15 protein-coding genes are annotated in these 14,234 nt (G+C 69.5%); 6 read left to right on the forward strand and 9 right to left on the reverse strand.

Features of this window, described 5'->3' with window-relative positions; all coding sequences use genetic code 11:
• Positions 1–18: 18 nt before the first annotated feature.
• The 4 genes from BR39_RS0110315 to BR39_RS0110330 form a co-directional block, all read right to left on the reverse strand.
• Entirely contained in the window at positions 19–672 is a 654-nt protein-coding gene (locus tag BR39_RS0110315; protein ID WP_035018296.1) for a nicotinate-nucleotide adenylyltransferase, read from the reverse strand.
• Positions 638–1,912, reverse strand: a complete 1,275-nt coding sequence (locus tag BR39_RS0110320; protein ID WP_029910930.1) for a glutamate-5-semialdehyde dehydrogenase — start codon at positions 1,910–1,912, stop codon at positions 638–640. The genes BR39_RS0110315 and BR39_RS0110320 overlap by 35 nt, the downstream gene beginning before the upstream one ends.
• Positions 1,913–2,057: 145 nt before the next feature.
• Complete coding sequence (locus tag BR39_RS26440) at positions 2,058–2,633, reverse strand: hypothetical protein (protein WP_156035682.1); 576 nt, start codon at positions 2,631–2,633, stop codon at positions 2,058–2,060.
• Positions 2,634–2,709: 76 nt separating this feature from the next.
• The gene (locus BR39_RS0110330; RefSeq protein ID WP_156035684.1) at positions 2,710–3,237 is read right to left on the reverse strand and encodes a hypothetical protein; all 528 of its coding nucleotides are present in this window, start codon (positions 3,235–3,237) and stop codon (positions 2,710–2,712) included.
• A gap of 995 nt (positions 3,238–4,232) precedes the next feature.
• Here BR39_RS0110330 and BR39_RS0110335 point away from each other — a divergent pair.
• Both BR39_RS0110335 and BR39_RS0110340 read left to right on the forward strand, forming a co-directional pair.
• Positions 4,233–4,892: a hypothetical protein gene (locus BR39_RS0110335; protein WP_156035686.1), complete on the forward strand. Its 660-nt coding sequence runs from the start codon at positions 4,233–4,235 to the stop codon at positions 4,890–4,892.
• Between the two features lie 110 nt (positions 4,893–5,002).
• Positions 5,003–7,324 (forward strand): GH92 family glycosyl hydrolase, encoded by a 2,322-nt coding sequence (locus BR39_RS0110340; RefSeq protein ID WP_029910936.1) that lies wholly within the window; start codon positions 5,003–5,005, stop codon positions 7,322–7,324.
• A gap of 3 nt (positions 7,325–7,327) precedes the next feature.
• Here BR39_RS0110340 and BR39_RS25740 read toward each other — a convergent pair whose 3' ends face one another.
• On the reverse strand, positions 7,328–8,287 hold the full coding sequence (locus tag BR39_RS25740) for a DUF6624 domain-containing protein (protein WP_051695411.1): 960 nt from the start codon (positions 8,285–8,287) through the stop codon (positions 7,328–7,330).
• A gap of 75 nt (positions 8,288–8,362) precedes the next feature.
• On the reverse strand, positions 8,363–8,785 hold the full coding sequence (locus tag BR39_RS0110350; protein ID WP_029910939.1) for a YkvA family protein: 423 nt from the start codon (positions 8,783–8,785) through the stop codon (positions 8,363–8,365).
• 54 nt (positions 8,786–8,839) lie between these two features.
• Between BR39_RS0110350 and BR39_RS0110355 the strand changes: the two genes are divergently transcribed.
• Positions 8,840–9,622: an SDR family NAD(P)-dependent oxidoreductase gene (locus BR39_RS0110355; RefSeq protein WP_029910940.1), complete on the forward strand. Its 783-nt coding sequence runs from the start codon at positions 8,840–8,842 to the stop codon at positions 9,620–9,622.
• 60 nt (positions 9,623–9,682) lie between these two features.
• On the opposite strand, the gene BR39_RS0110360 is transcribed toward BR39_RS0110355, so the two are convergent.
• The 3 genes from BR39_RS0110360 to BR39_RS0110370 form a co-directional block, all read right to left on the reverse strand.
• Positions 9,683–10,291 (reverse strand): hypothetical protein, encoded by a 609-nt coding sequence (locus tag BR39_RS0110360; protein WP_035018297.1) that lies wholly within the window; start codon positions 10,289–10,291, stop codon positions 9,683–9,685.
• A 112-nt stretch (positions 10,292–10,403) separates the two neighbouring features.
• Entirely contained in the window at positions 10,404–11,054 is a 651-nt protein-coding gene (locus BR39_RS0110365) for a LysE family translocator (RefSeq protein ID WP_029910945.1), read from the reverse strand.
• 31 nt (positions 11,055–11,085) lie between these two features.
• Positions 11,086–11,490: an MAPEG family protein gene (locus tag BR39_RS0110370; RefSeq protein WP_029910946.1), complete on the reverse strand. Its 405-nt coding sequence runs from the start codon at positions 11,488–11,490 to the stop codon at positions 11,086–11,088.
• Positions 11,491–11,657: 167 nt separating this feature from the next.
• Here BR39_RS0110370 and BR39_RS0110375 point away from each other — a divergent pair, with 167 nt between their 5' ends.
• From BR39_RS0110375 to BR39_RS0110385, 3 genes are all read left to right on the forward strand, one after another.
• Entirely contained in the window at positions 11,658–11,858 is a 201-nt protein-coding gene (locus BR39_RS0110375) for a KTSC domain-containing protein (RefSeq protein WP_012284298.1), read from the forward strand.
• A 109-nt stretch (positions 11,859–11,967) separates the two neighbouring features.
• Positions 11,968–13,239, forward strand: coding sequence for a sorbosone dehydrogenase family protein (locus tag BR39_RS0110380; RefSeq protein ID WP_231499434.1), 1,272 nt, complete (start codon positions 11,968–11,970; stop codon positions 13,237–13,239).
• Between the two features lie 46 nt (positions 13,240–13,285).
• Positions 13,286–14,233, forward strand: a complete 948-nt coding sequence (locus BR39_RS0110385; protein WP_029910961.1) for a cation diffusion facilitator family transporter — start codon at positions 13,286–13,288, stop codon at positions 14,231–14,233.
• Position 14,234 lies beyond the last annotated feature (1 nt).

Raw genomic sequence — 14,234 nt, forward strand, 5'->3', positions numbered from 1 at the left:
GCGGGGCGGATTCAGGCCCTATCCCTTGGCCTGCCGCTTCCGCAGCGCCGTCGACGAGGCGTAGTTCAGCGGGCCCGTCAGATAGACCCAGGCGGGCGCCGTGGCGTCGGCCAGGACGGCGGCGGCGCTGGCGGGCCGGCGGGCGAAGGCGAAGCGGCGGGCGGCGGGCGAGGTGCGGGCCTTCAGCGCGATCCATGGCCGCGAGATCACCGCCACCGGCACCTCGCGCATGATCTGGGTCCAGCCCCGCCAGCGGTGGAAGGTGGCCAGGCTGTCGGCGCCCATGATCCAGACGAACTTCACGCGCGGATAGCGGGCCCGCAGCACCCGCAGGGTGTCGATCGTGTATTGCGATCCCAGCCGCGTCTCGGCGTCGGAGACGATCATGCCGGCCCCGCGCGCCCAGCGCCGCGCGCCGGCCAGCCGCTCGGCCAGGGGGCGGGTCTCGTGCGAGGACTTCAGCGGGTTCTGCGGCGAGACCAGCCAGATCACCTTGTCCAGCTCCAGGCGCTGCAAGGCGGTCTCGGCCACGTGGGCGTGGCCCTCGTGCGCCGGGTTGAAGCTGCCGCCGAACAGCCCCACGCGCATGCCGGGCTCCAGATGGAACCCGAGCCTCTGCGCCGAGGGGCGACCGGCTTCAGGGACGAGTCTGGCCGGTCCCGCGAACCACATACTTGAACGTCGTCAGTTGCTCGGCCCCGACCGGGCCGCGGGCGTGGAGCTTGTCGGTGGCGATGCCGATCTCGGCCCCGAAGCCGAACTCGCCGCCGTCGGCGAACTGGGTCGAGGCGTTGACCAGCACGATGGCGCTGTCCACCAGCGCCACGAACCGGTCGGCCGCCGCCGGGTCCTCGGTCAGGATCGCGTCGGTGTGGCCCGAGCCGTAGGCGGCGATGTGGGCGGCCGCGCCGTCCACCCCGTCGACCACGGCCACCGAGATCGTCGGGGCCAGGTACTCGGTGGACCAGTCGGCCTCGACCGCCGGCTTCATGGTGGGCTCGATGGCCCGCGAGGGGCCGTCGCCGCGCAGCTCGCAACCGGCCTTGATCAGGGCGTCGGCGATGGACGGCAGCAGGGCTTCCGCCACCGCCCGGTCGACCAGCAGGGTCTCGGCCGCGCCGCACACCGACACGCGGCGCATCTTGGCGTTCAGCACGATCTCGACGGCCTTCTTCGGATCGGCCGCGGCGTGGACGAACACGTGGTTCAGCCCCTCCAGGTGGCCCAGCACGGCCACGCGGGCCTCCTGCTGGACCCGGGCGACCAGGTTCTTGCCGCCCCGGGGGATGATCAGGTCGATGGTCCGGTCCAGCCCGCCCAGGATCGCCCCGACGGCGTCGCGGTCGGGGGTGCGGACGATCTGCACCGCGTCGGTCGAGATCCCCGCCGCCTTCAGCCCCTTGGCGATGGCCGCGTGGATCGCGAGGTTGGAGTGGATGCACTCGGACCCGCCGCGCAGGATCACCGCATTGCCCGAGCGCACGCACAGGGCCGCGGCGTCGGCGGTCACGTTGGGCCGGCTCTCGTAGATCATGGCGATCACGCCGATCGGCGTGCGCACCCGGGCGATGTCCAGGCCATTGGGGCGCGTCCAGCGGGCGGTCTCCACGCCCAGCGGATCGGGGATGGCGGCCACGGCCTCGACCCCGGCGGCCACGCCTTCCAGGCGGGCGGGATTGAGCATCAGGCGCTCGACCATCGGCGCGGTCAGGCCGCCGGCCCCGGCCTTTGCCAGGTCTTTGGCATTGGCTTCCAGGATGGTCTCGGCGTCGGCGCGGATGGCGGCGGCCATGGCCTTGAGGGCGGCGGTGCGCTGGTCTGGCGTGGCCACGCGCAGGGCCTGGGCCCCGTGCCGAGCCGCCTGCCCCATCGCCGTCATCGTCGCCTGCAAGCTCATGCCCGCGTCGTCCATCGCCTTCATCCGATCCCGGATATGCTCAGAGTGAGCCTTACCTAGGCGCTTTGGGGCGGCGGGGGAATGGGGAAAGGGTGCGAGGGGTGTTAGCGGGGCTGGAACCCCAACGGCGAGCGTCGATCTTTCCAAACGCAATGTGTCATCAATGGAATATGGGCCATGCCCAATCCCAGATGGGTTTGGATATGAGCTGCGCAGCTATCCAAACCGCTGCGGTGCCCCAGCAGGTGGTGCTCGCGCCGGTTAGATGGATGGGCCATTGTTCGTGCTTGATCCGCGCGACAGGAACTTCGTGTAGCTCGCTCAGGGCCGCCTGAAATTTGTCGTGTCCATCGACCGGGATCCGATCCAACGCGGTTAGAGCAGCTTGAAACTTCATGACGCGCAATTCCGCGTCGCCCTGCATGTCGATAAGATCGGTATGCTGAGCAACCAATGCCGCACCCGCTAGCCATGCGCCCACCAGGAAGAGCGCAAGGCAGCCAACGACGACCGGAAAACCAAGGCCGAGGGCTTCCAACTTTCCTGCTCCCAGAGAGCTGTAGAGAGTGCCCCAAGCCACCGATGATGCCGCGTTTACGCCAAATGCTCCAAAGCGGAGCTTGCTGTTAAAGTCTATCCTCGCGGACCGAAGGAATTCCGCTTTCGGCTTGGCGAAGTCATATTGGCGTTGCAGTGACGCCTTCAGAGCAGCCAAGCCTATATCGTCAGTTTGCATTACTGCTCTGCCCCATCTGGACGGATGGGCCTCCCCTTGAACCCTCGATGGATCGGAGCTCCGGCGTCTCGCCAAGTCAAGGACGGCGCGTCGCGTGATCGCCGTAGGAAAGCTGCGGCGGCTGATCGAGACGCAGGGGCCGATCCTCGGGGCTGCGGGGGCAGGAATGGGCGTCGACGACCTCGACGAATTCGAGCGCCCCGATCCTGTATCGGCTGCCCAGGAGGTTCGGGTTGATCGAGCGGTGGACGCGCGGCTTCACCTTCAGGACCATGCAGGCGAAGTCGGCCTTGGTCTCCAGCGCCTTGGCCAGGGCCTGGTCAAGCACGCGCTCCTGCTCGGAGCCGGGGAGCTCCAGGGCCAGGACGTTGTCGCAGAAGTCCAGGCACCCGATGTCGCGCACATGGACGCCTTCGATGTTCTTGGTGCTGACCAGGGCCCTGACCGTGAGCGTCCCGAGACCCAGCGGAGGCGTGGCGAAGCGGGCCTCCACGAGATTGCGGACCGAGTACACCCGGGCGGAGTCTTTCGGGGCGCAGCCGGCGAGGCCCAGGCCGAGACAGGCGACGGCGATGGCCCGGTACGGGCGGCGTCTTCCAGGCATCGGTTCGATTTCCCCCGGCGGTCGGTGAGGCGTCCATCCGCTGCGGATGAAGCCTCACCTTAAACCCTTGGTGGATCGGAGCTCTGGCGTCTGGCCGTGTCAAGGACGGCGCGTCGCGCCGCCGCGACGCGGCCGGCCGGAGGCCGGTCCTTGACACGGCCAGACGCCAGAGCAGGCTCACCTCCAAGGGTCTAAGGCGAGGCCTTGCCGCTGGCGGATGACGTCAGGGGCGGTTCCGGCAAAGGGCGCCTTCTTGAACCCTCTCTCTATGAGAGAGGGATTCTGATGCGTCTACGCTTGGCGGATAGCGAACGAACCTCAGCGAAATCAACGCCCTGAACTTTTTCGACCAAACTTATGCTCACCCTTCCAGACGCCCGTATCCTTTACCCACCTCGACGCGGGAAAGGGCGCATGGCCAGCGACCGATGCGGCGGCGGGGGGCGATCGAGCGGGAAGCTCTGTCGGCGGGCCTTCGAGGTCCACCTCATGTCTCTGGTGCCGGTCGGGCGTGGTCCACAGATACGACGTGATGTGAGGGTCGAAAGAGCAACAGGCGAGCGTCTAACGCCCGCGGTCCGGGACTGGAGTCGTTGATCCAGCCCGCCCGTCGGAGGCTTCAAGGCGGCGAGGCCCGAATAGGGCTCAGCGCCGCCGCGCTTCCGGATAACGACCGCGCGGAGCGATCGGGCTTCGTCGAAACGGTTACTACTCAAACACTCCGGACGATGTCCGGCGCTCCGCAGCCCTTTCCGTTCACTCAGCGGCTTGCCGTGTGAGATCGCGAAGCCGCGTCATCAAAGTCCCTCCCCCTGTGGGGGAGGCGGCCGAAGGCCGGAGGGGGGAGTGATCGGCAGATGGCCGAACCTGCGATCTTCGATCCGAATCCTCCCCCCAACCGATCGCGACGCGATCGCCTCCCCCACAGGGGGAGGGACTGTTACCCTGCCACCGTCGCCCTGACCCCGCGCCGCCCGAGGACCCGCATGGACTTCATGAAACTTCTCCGCAGCTTCGAGGAGTTCCTGTTCGAGGCGACGTCGTGGCTGGTCTTCTATCCGCTGACCCTGTGGCGGGTGCTGGTCCGGCCGCTGGAGACCATGGCCTATTCCGACGCCGAGCAGGGCGACGACGAGGCCGGGCGCTACGACGACGCCCTGACGCCGCCGCTGTTCCTGCTGATCACCGTGGTGCTGATGAACGGCATCGCCCTGATGGCGCACCTGCCCAAGCCGCGGCTGGCCGGTACGCTGCAGCACGCCATCTTCGACTCGCCCCAGAACGCGGCCCTGTTCCGCGCCCTGATCTTCAGCCTGATCCCGCTGGTCGCCGCGGTGCTGCTGCTGCGCCGCCAGGGCGTGCGGTTGTCGCGCGAGAGCCTGCGCCCGCCGTTCTACGCCCAGTGCTACCTGGCCGGCCCCTGCGCGGTGATCATGATCGGCGGCGGGATCATCTTCCAGCGCCAGGACGTCTCCAATCTCTACGGCCTGCTGCTGATGCTGGCCGGCCTGGCCTGGTTCCTGACCGCCCAGACCCGCTGGTTCGCCGGCCGCCTCGGGATCGGCGTGGTCCGGGCGGCGGGCCTGGCGGTCGGGGCGCTGGTCCTGGCCCTGATCTTCTTCGTCGCGCTGCTGATCCCCCTGGCCCTGTTCTGACGGCGGGGAGCGTGGCGCGTCCGGGGATTTACGAAACCAACCTTCCTAAATCGGGTGACGGCCGGCCCCTTCGCCCGCTAGGGTCCCGGCCGAAGTCGGAGGAGAATCCCATGCGTCTTGGACTGGTGCTGACCGCGATCGCGGCCCTGTCGGCGGCTCCCGCCCTGGCGCAGGACAAGACCCCTTACCAGGCCGTCGACCCCTTCATCGGCACCGGCGGCGAGGGCCACACCTTCCCCGGCGCGGTCGCCCCGTTCGGCATGGTCCAGCTCAGCCCCGACACCGACATCCTGCCGTTCAAGCAGAGCTACGCCCGCGCCGCCGGCTACCGCTACAGCGACCCGACGATCCTGGGCTTCTCGCACACCCACTTCTCGGGTTCGGGCCACTCGGACCTGGGCGACATCCTGCTGGCCCCGATCTCGGGCGAGGCCAAACTGGAGCCCGGCGAGGCCGACAAGCCGGGCTCGGGCTACCGCTCGCGCTTCTCGCACGACGGCGAGGTCGCCCAGCCCGGCTACTACGCCGTGACCCTGACCGACAGCCAGGTGCGGGCCGAGCTGACCGCCGGCCTGCGCACCGGCATGCACCGCTACAGCTTCCAGAAGGGCGCCCGCGCCCAGGTGCTGCTGGACCTGCGCACCTCGATCTACAACTATCCGGGCAAGGTTTCGTGGTCGCGGATCCGCGTGGCCGAGGACGGGACGATCACCGGCATGCGCGAGACGCGCGGCTGGGCCCCGGGCCGCCAGCTCTATTTCGCCATCCGCTTCGACCGGCCGCTGGTCGGCAAGGCGCTCTACAACAAGGAAGCTGACGTCCCCTACAAGGGCTTCGCCCAGCCGGGCCGCACGCCCTTCGACCGCGCCCAGTTGGAGGGCCGGGCCCTGGTCGGGGTCTTCGACTTCGGGACCCTCGACGGGCCGCTGGTCGCCAAGGTGGCCATCTCGTCGGTCAGCGAGGAGAACGCGGTGCTGAACCTCGCCAGCGACGAGAAGGGCTTCGACTTCGACGGCCTGCGGGCCCGGACCAGGGCCGACTGGGAGAAGGCCCTGGGCGCGGTCGAGATCGCGGCCCCGGCCGATACGCGCACCAGCGTCTACACCGCCCTCTACCACTCGCTGCTGGCGCCCAGCGTGTTCAGCGACGTCGACGGCCGCTATCGCGGGCCGGACAACGTGGTGCACCAAGCCAAGGGTTACACCTTCCACTCGACCTTCTCGCTGTGGGACACCTTCCGCGCCGAGCACCCGCTGCTGACCCTGGTCCAGCCGGAGAAGCGCACCAGCGACGTGGTCAATTCGCTGATCGCCTCGCAGCAGGAGAGCCCGTACGGGATCCTGCCGGTCTGGCAGTTCCACGGCCAGGAGACCTGGACGATGATCGGCTATCACGCCGTGCCGGTGATCGCCGACGCCTACATGAAGGGCTTCAAGGGCTTCGACGAGAAGGCCGCCCTGGACGCCATGGTCAGGAGCGCCACCTACGCGCCCTATGGCGGGCTGGGCGACTACATGGCCCTCGGCTACGTGCCGATCGACAAGGAGCCGGAGGCCGCCTCCAAGACCGTCGAATACGCCTATGACGACTGGACCATCGCCCGCATGGCCAAGGCCATGGGACGGAACGACGTGGCCGCGACCTTCGAGAAGCGGGCCGGGAACTGGCGCAACAGCTTCGACGTCAAGACCGGCTTCCTGCGGGCCAGGAAGAGCGACGGGACCTACCGCACGCCCTTCGACCCGACGGCGATCAACTACGGCAGCGACTATACCGAGGGCAACGCCTGGCAATATTCGTGGTTCGCGCCCCAGGACCTGGGCGGGATCGTCGGGCTGCTGGGCGGCGACGCGGCGACGGTGAAGAAGCTGGACGCCATGTTCGACTTCGACAACTCCAAGCTGGACTACTCGCACGCCGAGGACATCGCCGGCCTGATCGGCCAGTACATCCACGGCAACGAGCCCAGCCACCACGTGGCCTACATGTACGACTACGCCGGCGCCCCCTGGCGCACACAGGCCCGCCTGACCCAGATCGTGAAGAGCCAATACAAGCCCACGCCGGACGGCCTGTCGGGCAATGACGACTTGGGCCAGATGTCGGCCTGGCTGGTGTTCACCTCGCTGGGCTTCTACCCCGTCGCCCCGGGCTCGAACGAATATGTGATCGGCCGGCCGTTCGTGGAGAAGGCGGTGCTGAACCTGGAGGGCGGCAAGCGCTTCACGGTGCGGGCCGTGGGGCTGGCGGACGACAAGCCCTACGTCGGCGCGGTGACCCTGAACGGCAAGCCGCTGACGCGGAGCTTCCTCCGCGACGCCGAGATCCGGGCCGGGGGCGAGCTGGTCTTCACGATGAGCGCCGCGCCGAACAAGGCCTGGGCCAGCGCGGCCAAGGACCGTCCGATGTCGATGACGGGGTACGGGAAATAGGGCTCAGGAGGCCTTGAAGTTGGCGCAGACGGCCTGGAAGTGGGACTGGTAGTCGGCCTCGGAGCCCAGGCCCAACGCCAGGCGGCGAGCGTCCAGCCCTTCCGGGTCCTTGACCGTGTCGGGCTCCCAGCGGCCCGGCCCGACGCACCGGCCCTGGGTGCCGTAGACCTGGGGCTCCCCGGCGTTGGTGGCCACCCGGTCGGCCAGGTAGGCGTAGTTGATCTTGCCCTGCATGTCGGTCGCGAGGGCCAGGACCGGGAGCAGGGCGCGCTGGAAGTCGGGGTCCCGATCGGCGTGCTGGGCCAACAGCCAGGCGTTGCCGCTGGCCTCCGCGCCGTCGCGGGCGGCGGTGAACCAGCCGTTCTCGCGCCATTCCGCCTTCAGCCAGACAAGGTTGTCGGTGTCCACCTCGCACAGTCGGGTCAGGAAGGGGCGCTTGACCATGTCCTGCATCGGGCCGGTCGGCAGGGCCCAGATGTCGTGGATGGCGTAGCGCATCGCCTGGTCACGGGCCACGCGGGCGAAGAGCTGGCGTCGGCGGGGATCAGTGGCGGCCGCGGCCTTGCGCGCGGCGGCGCGGACGCCGGCATAGTCGGCGCCGCCGACGTCCTCGCCCTTCGTTACCCGGGCGACGCGGACGTAGAGCGCCTCGCGCTTCTCGTCGGCGGCCTTCCAGTCGGCGCGCCAGGCGGCAGGGTCCTTCGCCGTGAGCGCGGTGACCAGACCTACGCGGACGAGGGCCTCGGCCTCGGTCTCGCAGGCGCCGGGCGCGGCCTTGAGGCGCTCGCCGAGGGAGGCCTCAAGGCCTTGGCTCAGGGTCGCCAGGCCGCCGACGCCGACCTGGTCGCGCAGGGTCATATAGTCGAAGGCCCGGGCGGCGGTCGGATCGGCCAGCAGGGGCGCGATCGACGGCGCGGGGGCGTCGGCGGCCAGGGCGGCGGCGAGGGTCAGGGCCAGGAGCACGCGAGGCCTCGGGTCGAATTGAACGTCAGGTTGATTTCGACCCTTCCGCGCGGAAAGGTCAAGGTTGCGACGGGCTCAGTCGTCGGCGCCCAGCTTGTCGAGAAAGGTCCGGGCCTCGTCCCTGTGGCGGGGCTTGAGGTTCTTGCCGACGATGGCGATCAGGGCGGCGATGACCGCGGCGTCGTCGGTGAAGCCGATGGCCGGCAGCACGTCGGGAATGGCGTCGGTCGGGAGGACGAAATAGGCCAGGGCGGCGAACATCATGCCCTTGGCGGCGGTGGGCGTGGCCGGGTCCTTGGCGCACCACCACAGCGACAGGGCGTCGGCCGCGAACGGCACCTTGGCCGCCACCTTGCGGATCTTGGGCCAGAAGCCGCGGGCCACCCGCTGCTCGTTGACCCGCACCGTGGCCGGGACCAGCGCCTTGGCCGGGTCCAGCACGTCGCGGGCGTTGGCCTCGGGATTGACGTCGGGGGATGGTTTGGCGTCGGCGCTCATCGGGTTAAACCGCTCCTCAAGGACCAATTAAACGCAACCGCTGAGGAAACGTCCATGAAACTCGATAGCACCGTCGCCGCCGTCGTCACCGGAGGCGCCTCGGGCCTCGGCGAGGCCACCGCCCGCGCCCTGGCCGCCCAAGGGGTCAAGGTCGCGATCTTCGACATGAACGAGACGACCGGCGAGAAGGTCGCGGCCGAGATCGGCGGCGTCTTCTGCAAGGTCAACGTCACCTCGGACGCCGAGGTCGACGCCGGCTTCGAGAAGGCCCGCGCCGCCCACGGCCAGGAGCGCATCCTGGTCAACTGCGCCGGCACCGGCAACGCGGCCAAGACCGCCGGCCGCGACAAGGCCACCGGCGAGACCAAGCACTTCCCGCTCGACGCCTTCGACCGCATCATCCAGATCAACCTGGTCGGCACCTTCCGCTGCATCGCCAAGTCGGCCAAGGGCATGCTGGACCTGGAGCCGGGCGTGGACGGCGAGCGCGGCGCGATCGTCAACACCGCCTCGGTGGCGGCCGAGGACGGCCAGATGGGCCAGGCGGCCTATTCGGCGTCGAAGGGCGGCGTGGTCGGCATGACCCTGCCGATCGCCCGCGACCTGATGAGCGAGGGCATCCGCGTCAACACCATCCTGCCGGGCATCTTCAACACCCCGCTGATGAACGGCGCGCCGGAAGCGGTGAAGGCGGGCCTGGCCGCCTCGGTGCCGTTCCCCAAGCGCCTGGGCAATCCCGAGGAATACGCTCAGCTGGCCCTGACCATGATCACCTGCGGCTACTTCAACGGCGAGGACGTGCGCCTTGACGGCGGCATCCGCATGGCTCCGCGCTGAGGGCCGGAACGAAAAAGGGCCTCCCCGAGGGGAGGCCCTGACTTCGCGGCGAAGACCGGATCAGCCGGCCGAGGCGACCGGACGCTGGATGGTCGGACCCAGGTTGGTCATGATCTCGCGGGCGTCGTAGGCGCGGGGATCGCCGGCGGGCTTGGGGCCCTTGTGCAGCAGGATCTCGGCGCTGGCCTGGAACTTCTCGATGGTGCGGACCTCGGTGGAGCCGCCCCAGAACGGGTCGCCCCACGGACCCCAGTAGCCGCCGTAATAGCCGCGCCACGCCGGACGCCAATAGCCATACGGACCGCCCCAGCCATAGCCGTAGCCGCCCCAGCCGGGACCGTAGCCGTAATTGTCGATCACGGCGCGGGCCTGGCGGTCGGTGCGGCGGTCGGCGGTCTCGAACCAGTCGTAGCCGGCCTGCACGGTGACCTCGGCGGCGCGGTACAGCAGATAGCGCTCGACGGTCTCGCGCGAGGTCATGCTGTTGCCGGCGAAATTGACCTGGTAGCGGTCGCTCTCGAGTCGTCGGTCGGAGAACCCGCCCTGGGCCTTCTGGCCGGCGATGTTCGGCTGGTACGGGGTGGCGGTGGCGCAGGCCGTCAGGAGGGCGGCGAGCGCCACGGCCGCGACCATCCGGGCCCTGCCGGCGATGGTCTTGCGATTAATCATGGCGCATCCCTTCACTCGGAATCTCGGCGAAAATCGTCGTTTCGTTCCATTACTATAAATGCATGGCCCAGCTTTGTGGTTTCGCCAAGGCCAATGCGTTTCAACGCGGAGATCAACCGCGCGACACGATCAGTCCGGCAGCGGTGATCAGCAGCACGCCGACGACGATCGCGAAACCCTTGCGGAACCCCGGTTCGTTCATCCGCGAGGCCAGGGCCGCCCCGCCCAGGCCGTAGCTGCTCATGCTGATCAGGTCCATGCCGATGGTGGCGGCGGCGAACATCAGGAGCTGCGGCGCCAGCGGCCGGTGGACGTCGATGAACGGCGGCAGGACCGCGCCGAAGAACAGCAGGATCTTGGGATTGGCGATCTGCACGGCGAAACCGTCGCGAAAGGCCGAGCGGCTCATGCGGAACGTCCGGTGCGCCCCTTCGCCCTCGCCGCCCTTGTCCTGGATCCCCGCGCGGATCGACTTGAATCCCAGCCAGACCAGGTAGGCCGCGCCGGCCAGGGCCAGCAGGTGGAAGGCCTTGGGGAAGGCGATGACCAGCGCCCCCAGGCCCAGAGCCGAACAGGCGAACCAGACCAGGGTGGCGGTGTTCATGCCGGCCACGCCCAGCAGCGCCGCGCCCTTGCCCTTCTGCATGCCGGTGGCGATGGCGAACAGGTTGGCGGGCCCGGGCGTCAGGGCCATGACGAACATCGCCACCAGGAAGGCGCTGTAGCGGGCGGGATCGACGGGCAGGGTCATGGCCGATCTCATAGCCAAGCCTCGCCCGTCATGCCAGCGAGGGTCAGGCTCCGACGGTCGCCAGGATCCAGATGACGCGGCCCAGGGCGCCGAGCAGCAGGATCGCGGTCGCCAGGGCCTGGATGATGAAGCCGGCCTCGCGCTTGCCCGGGTCGGCCACGTAGCCCAGGGCGTAGACGACCCGTCCGACGATCCAGACCACGCCCAGGATCGTGGCGACCAGGTCGTTCCAATAGACGGCGAACAGCCACAGGCCCGCCAGGAACAGCGGCAGCCATTCCAGGGTGTTGGCCTGGACGCGGACGGTGCGCTCGAGGATCGGGTCGCCGGTCATGGTGGGGGCGTCGATGCCGCACTTGCGGCGCGCCCCGGCCACCCTTAGGGCCATCCAGACATAGACCAGCAGCGCGACGATCGTGACGATGGCGACCCAGGAATGCGGTTGCATGTGCGTTCTCTCCCCCAGCTCCATGAAACGGAGCCTTGTTCTGTCGGGACTACACCCCAGTTCGCGCCGGTTTGCACCCTAAACAGGCGCCGGGAAACCTTGGGGAACCGCCCCCAGGCGACGTGCGCTTTCACAGGCAGACGATCCTCATGCGGAGGCTTCCAGCCATGCGTGTCGACTCCACGGCGATCCGCCAAATCGACTACGAGCCCGAGCACGGCAAGCTGTTCGTGACGTTCCACGACGGCGACGAATACGTCTATGTGGGCGTGCCGCCCCGGGTGACCGAGGCCTTCGAGCGCGCGCCGTCCAAGGGCCGGTTCTTCCAGCGGATGATCCGCGACCGGTATCCCTACAACCGGGTCTGACGCCTCTTCCTTTTCGTCGCGACGCAACGCTAGATCGCACTCTGGATCGAGCGGGGGCGACGATATGATGCGGACGGGACTGGCCGTCGTTGTGGGCTTGTCCCTTAGCTTGGCCGCCGGCCTCGGCCAGGCCGCGCCGCGCGTCGCCTACAAGACCGAAGGAACCTGCGACGGCTGGCCCCGGCTGGCGATCGGGACCGAGGCCGGCCTGTGCGCCGGCCTGGTGACCGGTCCCGCCTCCGGCGCCTTTGCCGACCGCCGGCTGCGATTGCCCCGGACCCTGGTCCAGCTGGACGACGGCGTCTGGCTGGTCGCCGACCTGGCCGACTGGACCCGGCCGCGCGGCGTGATCTGGCGGATGACGGTCCAGCCCGGCCAGCCCGTCCGCCTGGAGCCCCTGCTGACCGGCCTGTCGCTGCCGCACGGCCTGGCGATCGGCCCCGACGGCCTGGTCTATGTTGGCGAGATGAGCCGGATCTTCCGTTTCGACCCCCGCGCCGCCGATCCCGCCGCCACGGTGCGGGACGTGATCACCGGCCTGCCGGACAACCGGCTGCACGACAACCGCCACCCGCTCTCGCAGTTCGTGTTCGCCCCCGACGGGGCGCTGCTTGTCAATGTCGGCGCGCCGTCGGACCAGTGCCTGGACGCCAACGGGGCCCGGGTCGGGACCGACCGCTGCGAGCAGTCGGAGGGCGAGGAGGCCACGGCCGGGATCCGCCGCTACGCCCGCCTGGGGCCGGGCCGTTGGGACCCGAGGTTCACGATGCTGGCCCGCGGCCTGCGCAACTCGGTGGCCCTGGCCGTGCATCCGTCGGGGACGGTGCTGCAGGCCGAGAACAGCTACGACTTCGACGACCGCTGGAGCCCGTTCGAGGAGGTCAATGTGATCGAGGCCGGCCGGCACTACGGCTGGCCCTATTGCCAGGACATGGCCACCGCGACGCCGGGCTGGACCGGGATCATGGATTGCGCCTCGCCCGCCCACACCCCGCCGGTCGCCCTGCTGCCGCCCCACGTCGCGCCTCTGGCCATGACCTGGTACCACGGCGCGATGTTCCCCCGGCTGGAGGGTAAGCTGCTGATGGGCTGGCACGGCTACCGCTCGACCGGCGGCCGCCTGGTCGCCTTCGCGGTCGACGAACGGGGCGTTCCCATGACCCGCCTCAAGGCCAGCTATCCGATCTACCCGACCGGCTCGCGTCCGTTCGGGGCCGGTCCGGCCGCCCAGGCCCAGGTGCTGACGCCCGGCTGGGGCCGGGTCGAGGGCCGGCGACCGCAGGGGACGCCGGCAGGGATCACCGTGGCCGCCGACGGGGCGATCTGGGTCGCCGACGACAAGAACGCCAGCATCATCCGCTTCGCCGTCGACCGGCCCTGACCAGGCGCGGCCGGAACGCCGCGCGCCCCGGCCGCGTTCGGGCCGCATGGCCGCGACGGGAACCCACAACAGCTCGACCACCGTCGTCTACGCGGCCCTGGCCGGCAACCTGGCCATCGCCGCCACCAAGTTCGTCGCCTTCGCCCTGACCGGCTCGTCGGCCATGTTGACCGAGGCCATCCATTCCAGCGTCGACACCGGCAACCAGGGCCTGCTGCTGCTGGGCCTGGCCCGGGCCCGCAAGCCGCCCAGCCAGACCCATCCGTTCGGTTACGGCATGGAGGTCTATTTCTGGGCCTTCGTCGTGGCCCTGCTGATCTTCGCCCTGGGCGGGGCCTTCTCGATCTACGAGGGCGTGCTGAAGATCCTGCGGCCCGAGCCGATCGGCCGGGCCTGGATCAATTTCCTGGTCATCGGCCTGGCCGTGCTGTTCGAGGGCGGCTCGTTCCTGGTGGCCTGGAAGGAGTTCAGGGTCCTGACCCGGGGCACGCCCTTCATGCGCGCCATCCGCCGCAGCAAGGACCCGTCGGTGTTCGCCGTGCTGCTGGAGGACGGGGCCGCCCTGGCCGGCCTGGCGATCGCGGCGCTGGGCGTGGCGGGTTCGGCGGTGTTCGGCGTCCCCTGGGCCGACGGCGCGGCTTCGGTGGCCATCGGCGTCCTGTTGGTGGCGGTGGCGATCTTCCTGGCCAATGAGACCCGCAGCCTGCTGACCGGCGAGTCCGCCTCGCCCCGCATCGTCGAGGCCGTGCGCGAGATGCTGGCCGCCGACCCGCGCGTCGACACGGTCGCCGAGGTGCTGAGCATGCACCTGGGGCCGCAGGAGATCCTGCTGGGCGTCACCCTGGACTTCCACGACGACCTGACCGCGGGCGAGATCGAGGACGCGGCCGACGACTTCGCGATGCGAATCCGCACGATCGACGCGCGGATCACCCGGGTGTTCGTGCGTTCGGGCCGGGCCCGGGCGGCCTATGCGCGGCCGCTGGCGACCTGAG

Source organism: Caulobacter sp. UNC358MFTsu5.1 (assembly GCF_000712075.1).
In the GTDB taxonomy this organism is placed as follows: Bacteria; Pseudomonadota; Alphaproteobacteria; order Caulobacterales; family Caulobacteraceae; genus Caulobacter.

What these genes read in the sequence shown, in the direction of transcription:
- BR39_RS0110315 (WP_035018296.1), bottom strand. Translation starts at nt 672, where the DNA reads ATGTGGTTCGCGGGACCGGCCAGACTCGTCCCTGAAGCCGGTCGCCCC.
- BR39_RS0110320 (WP_029910930.1), bottom strand. Translation starts at nt 1,912, where the DNA reads ATGGACGACGCGGGCATGAGCTTGCAGGCGACGATGACGGCGATGGGG.
- BR39_RS26440 (WP_156035682.1), bottom strand. Translation starts at nt 2,633, where the DNA reads ATGCAAACTGACGATATAGGCTTGGCTGCTCTGAAGGCGTCACTGCAA.
- BR39_RS0110330 (WP_156035684.1), bottom strand. Translation starts at nt 3,237, where the DNA reads ATGCCTGGAAGACGCCGCCCGTACCGGGCCATCGCCGTCGCCTGTCTC.
- BR39_RS0110335 (WP_156035686.1), top strand. Translation starts at nt 4,233, where the DNA reads ATGAAACTTCTCCGCAGCTTCGAGGAGTTCCTGTTCGAGGCGACGTCG.
- BR39_RS0110340 (WP_029910936.1), top strand. Translation starts at nt 5,003, where the DNA reads ATGCGTCTTGGACTGGTGCTGACCGCGATCGCGGCCCTGTCGGCGGCT.
- BR39_RS0110350 (WP_029910939.1), bottom strand. Translation starts at nt 8,785, where the DNA reads ATGAGCGCCGACGCCAAACCATCCCCCGACGTCAATCCCGAGGCCAAC.
- BR39_RS0110355 (WP_029910940.1), top strand. Translation starts at nt 8,840, where the DNA reads ATGAAACTCGATAGCACCGTCGCCGCCGTCGTCACCGGAGGCGCCTCG.
- BR39_RS0110360 (WP_035018297.1), bottom strand. Translation starts at nt 10,291, where the DNA reads ATGATTAATCGCAAGACCATCGCCGGCAGGGCCCGGATGGTCGCGGCC.
- BR39_RS0110365 (WP_029910945.1), bottom strand. Translation starts at nt 11,054, where the DNA reads ATGAGATCGGCCATGACCCTGCCCGTCGATCCCGCCCGCTACAGCGCC.
- BR39_RS0110370 (WP_029910946.1), bottom strand. Translation starts at nt 11,490, where the DNA reads ATGCAACCGCATTCCTGGGTCGCCATCGTCACGATCGTCGCGCTGCTG.
- BR39_RS0110375 (WP_012284298.1), top strand. Translation starts at nt 11,658, where the DNA reads ATGCGTGTCGACTCCACGGCGATCCGCCAAATCGACTACGAGCCCGAG.
- BR39_RS0110385 (WP_029910961.1), top strand. Translation starts at nt 13,286, where the DNA reads ATGGCCGCGACGGGAACCCACAACAGCTCGACCACCGTCGTCTACGCG.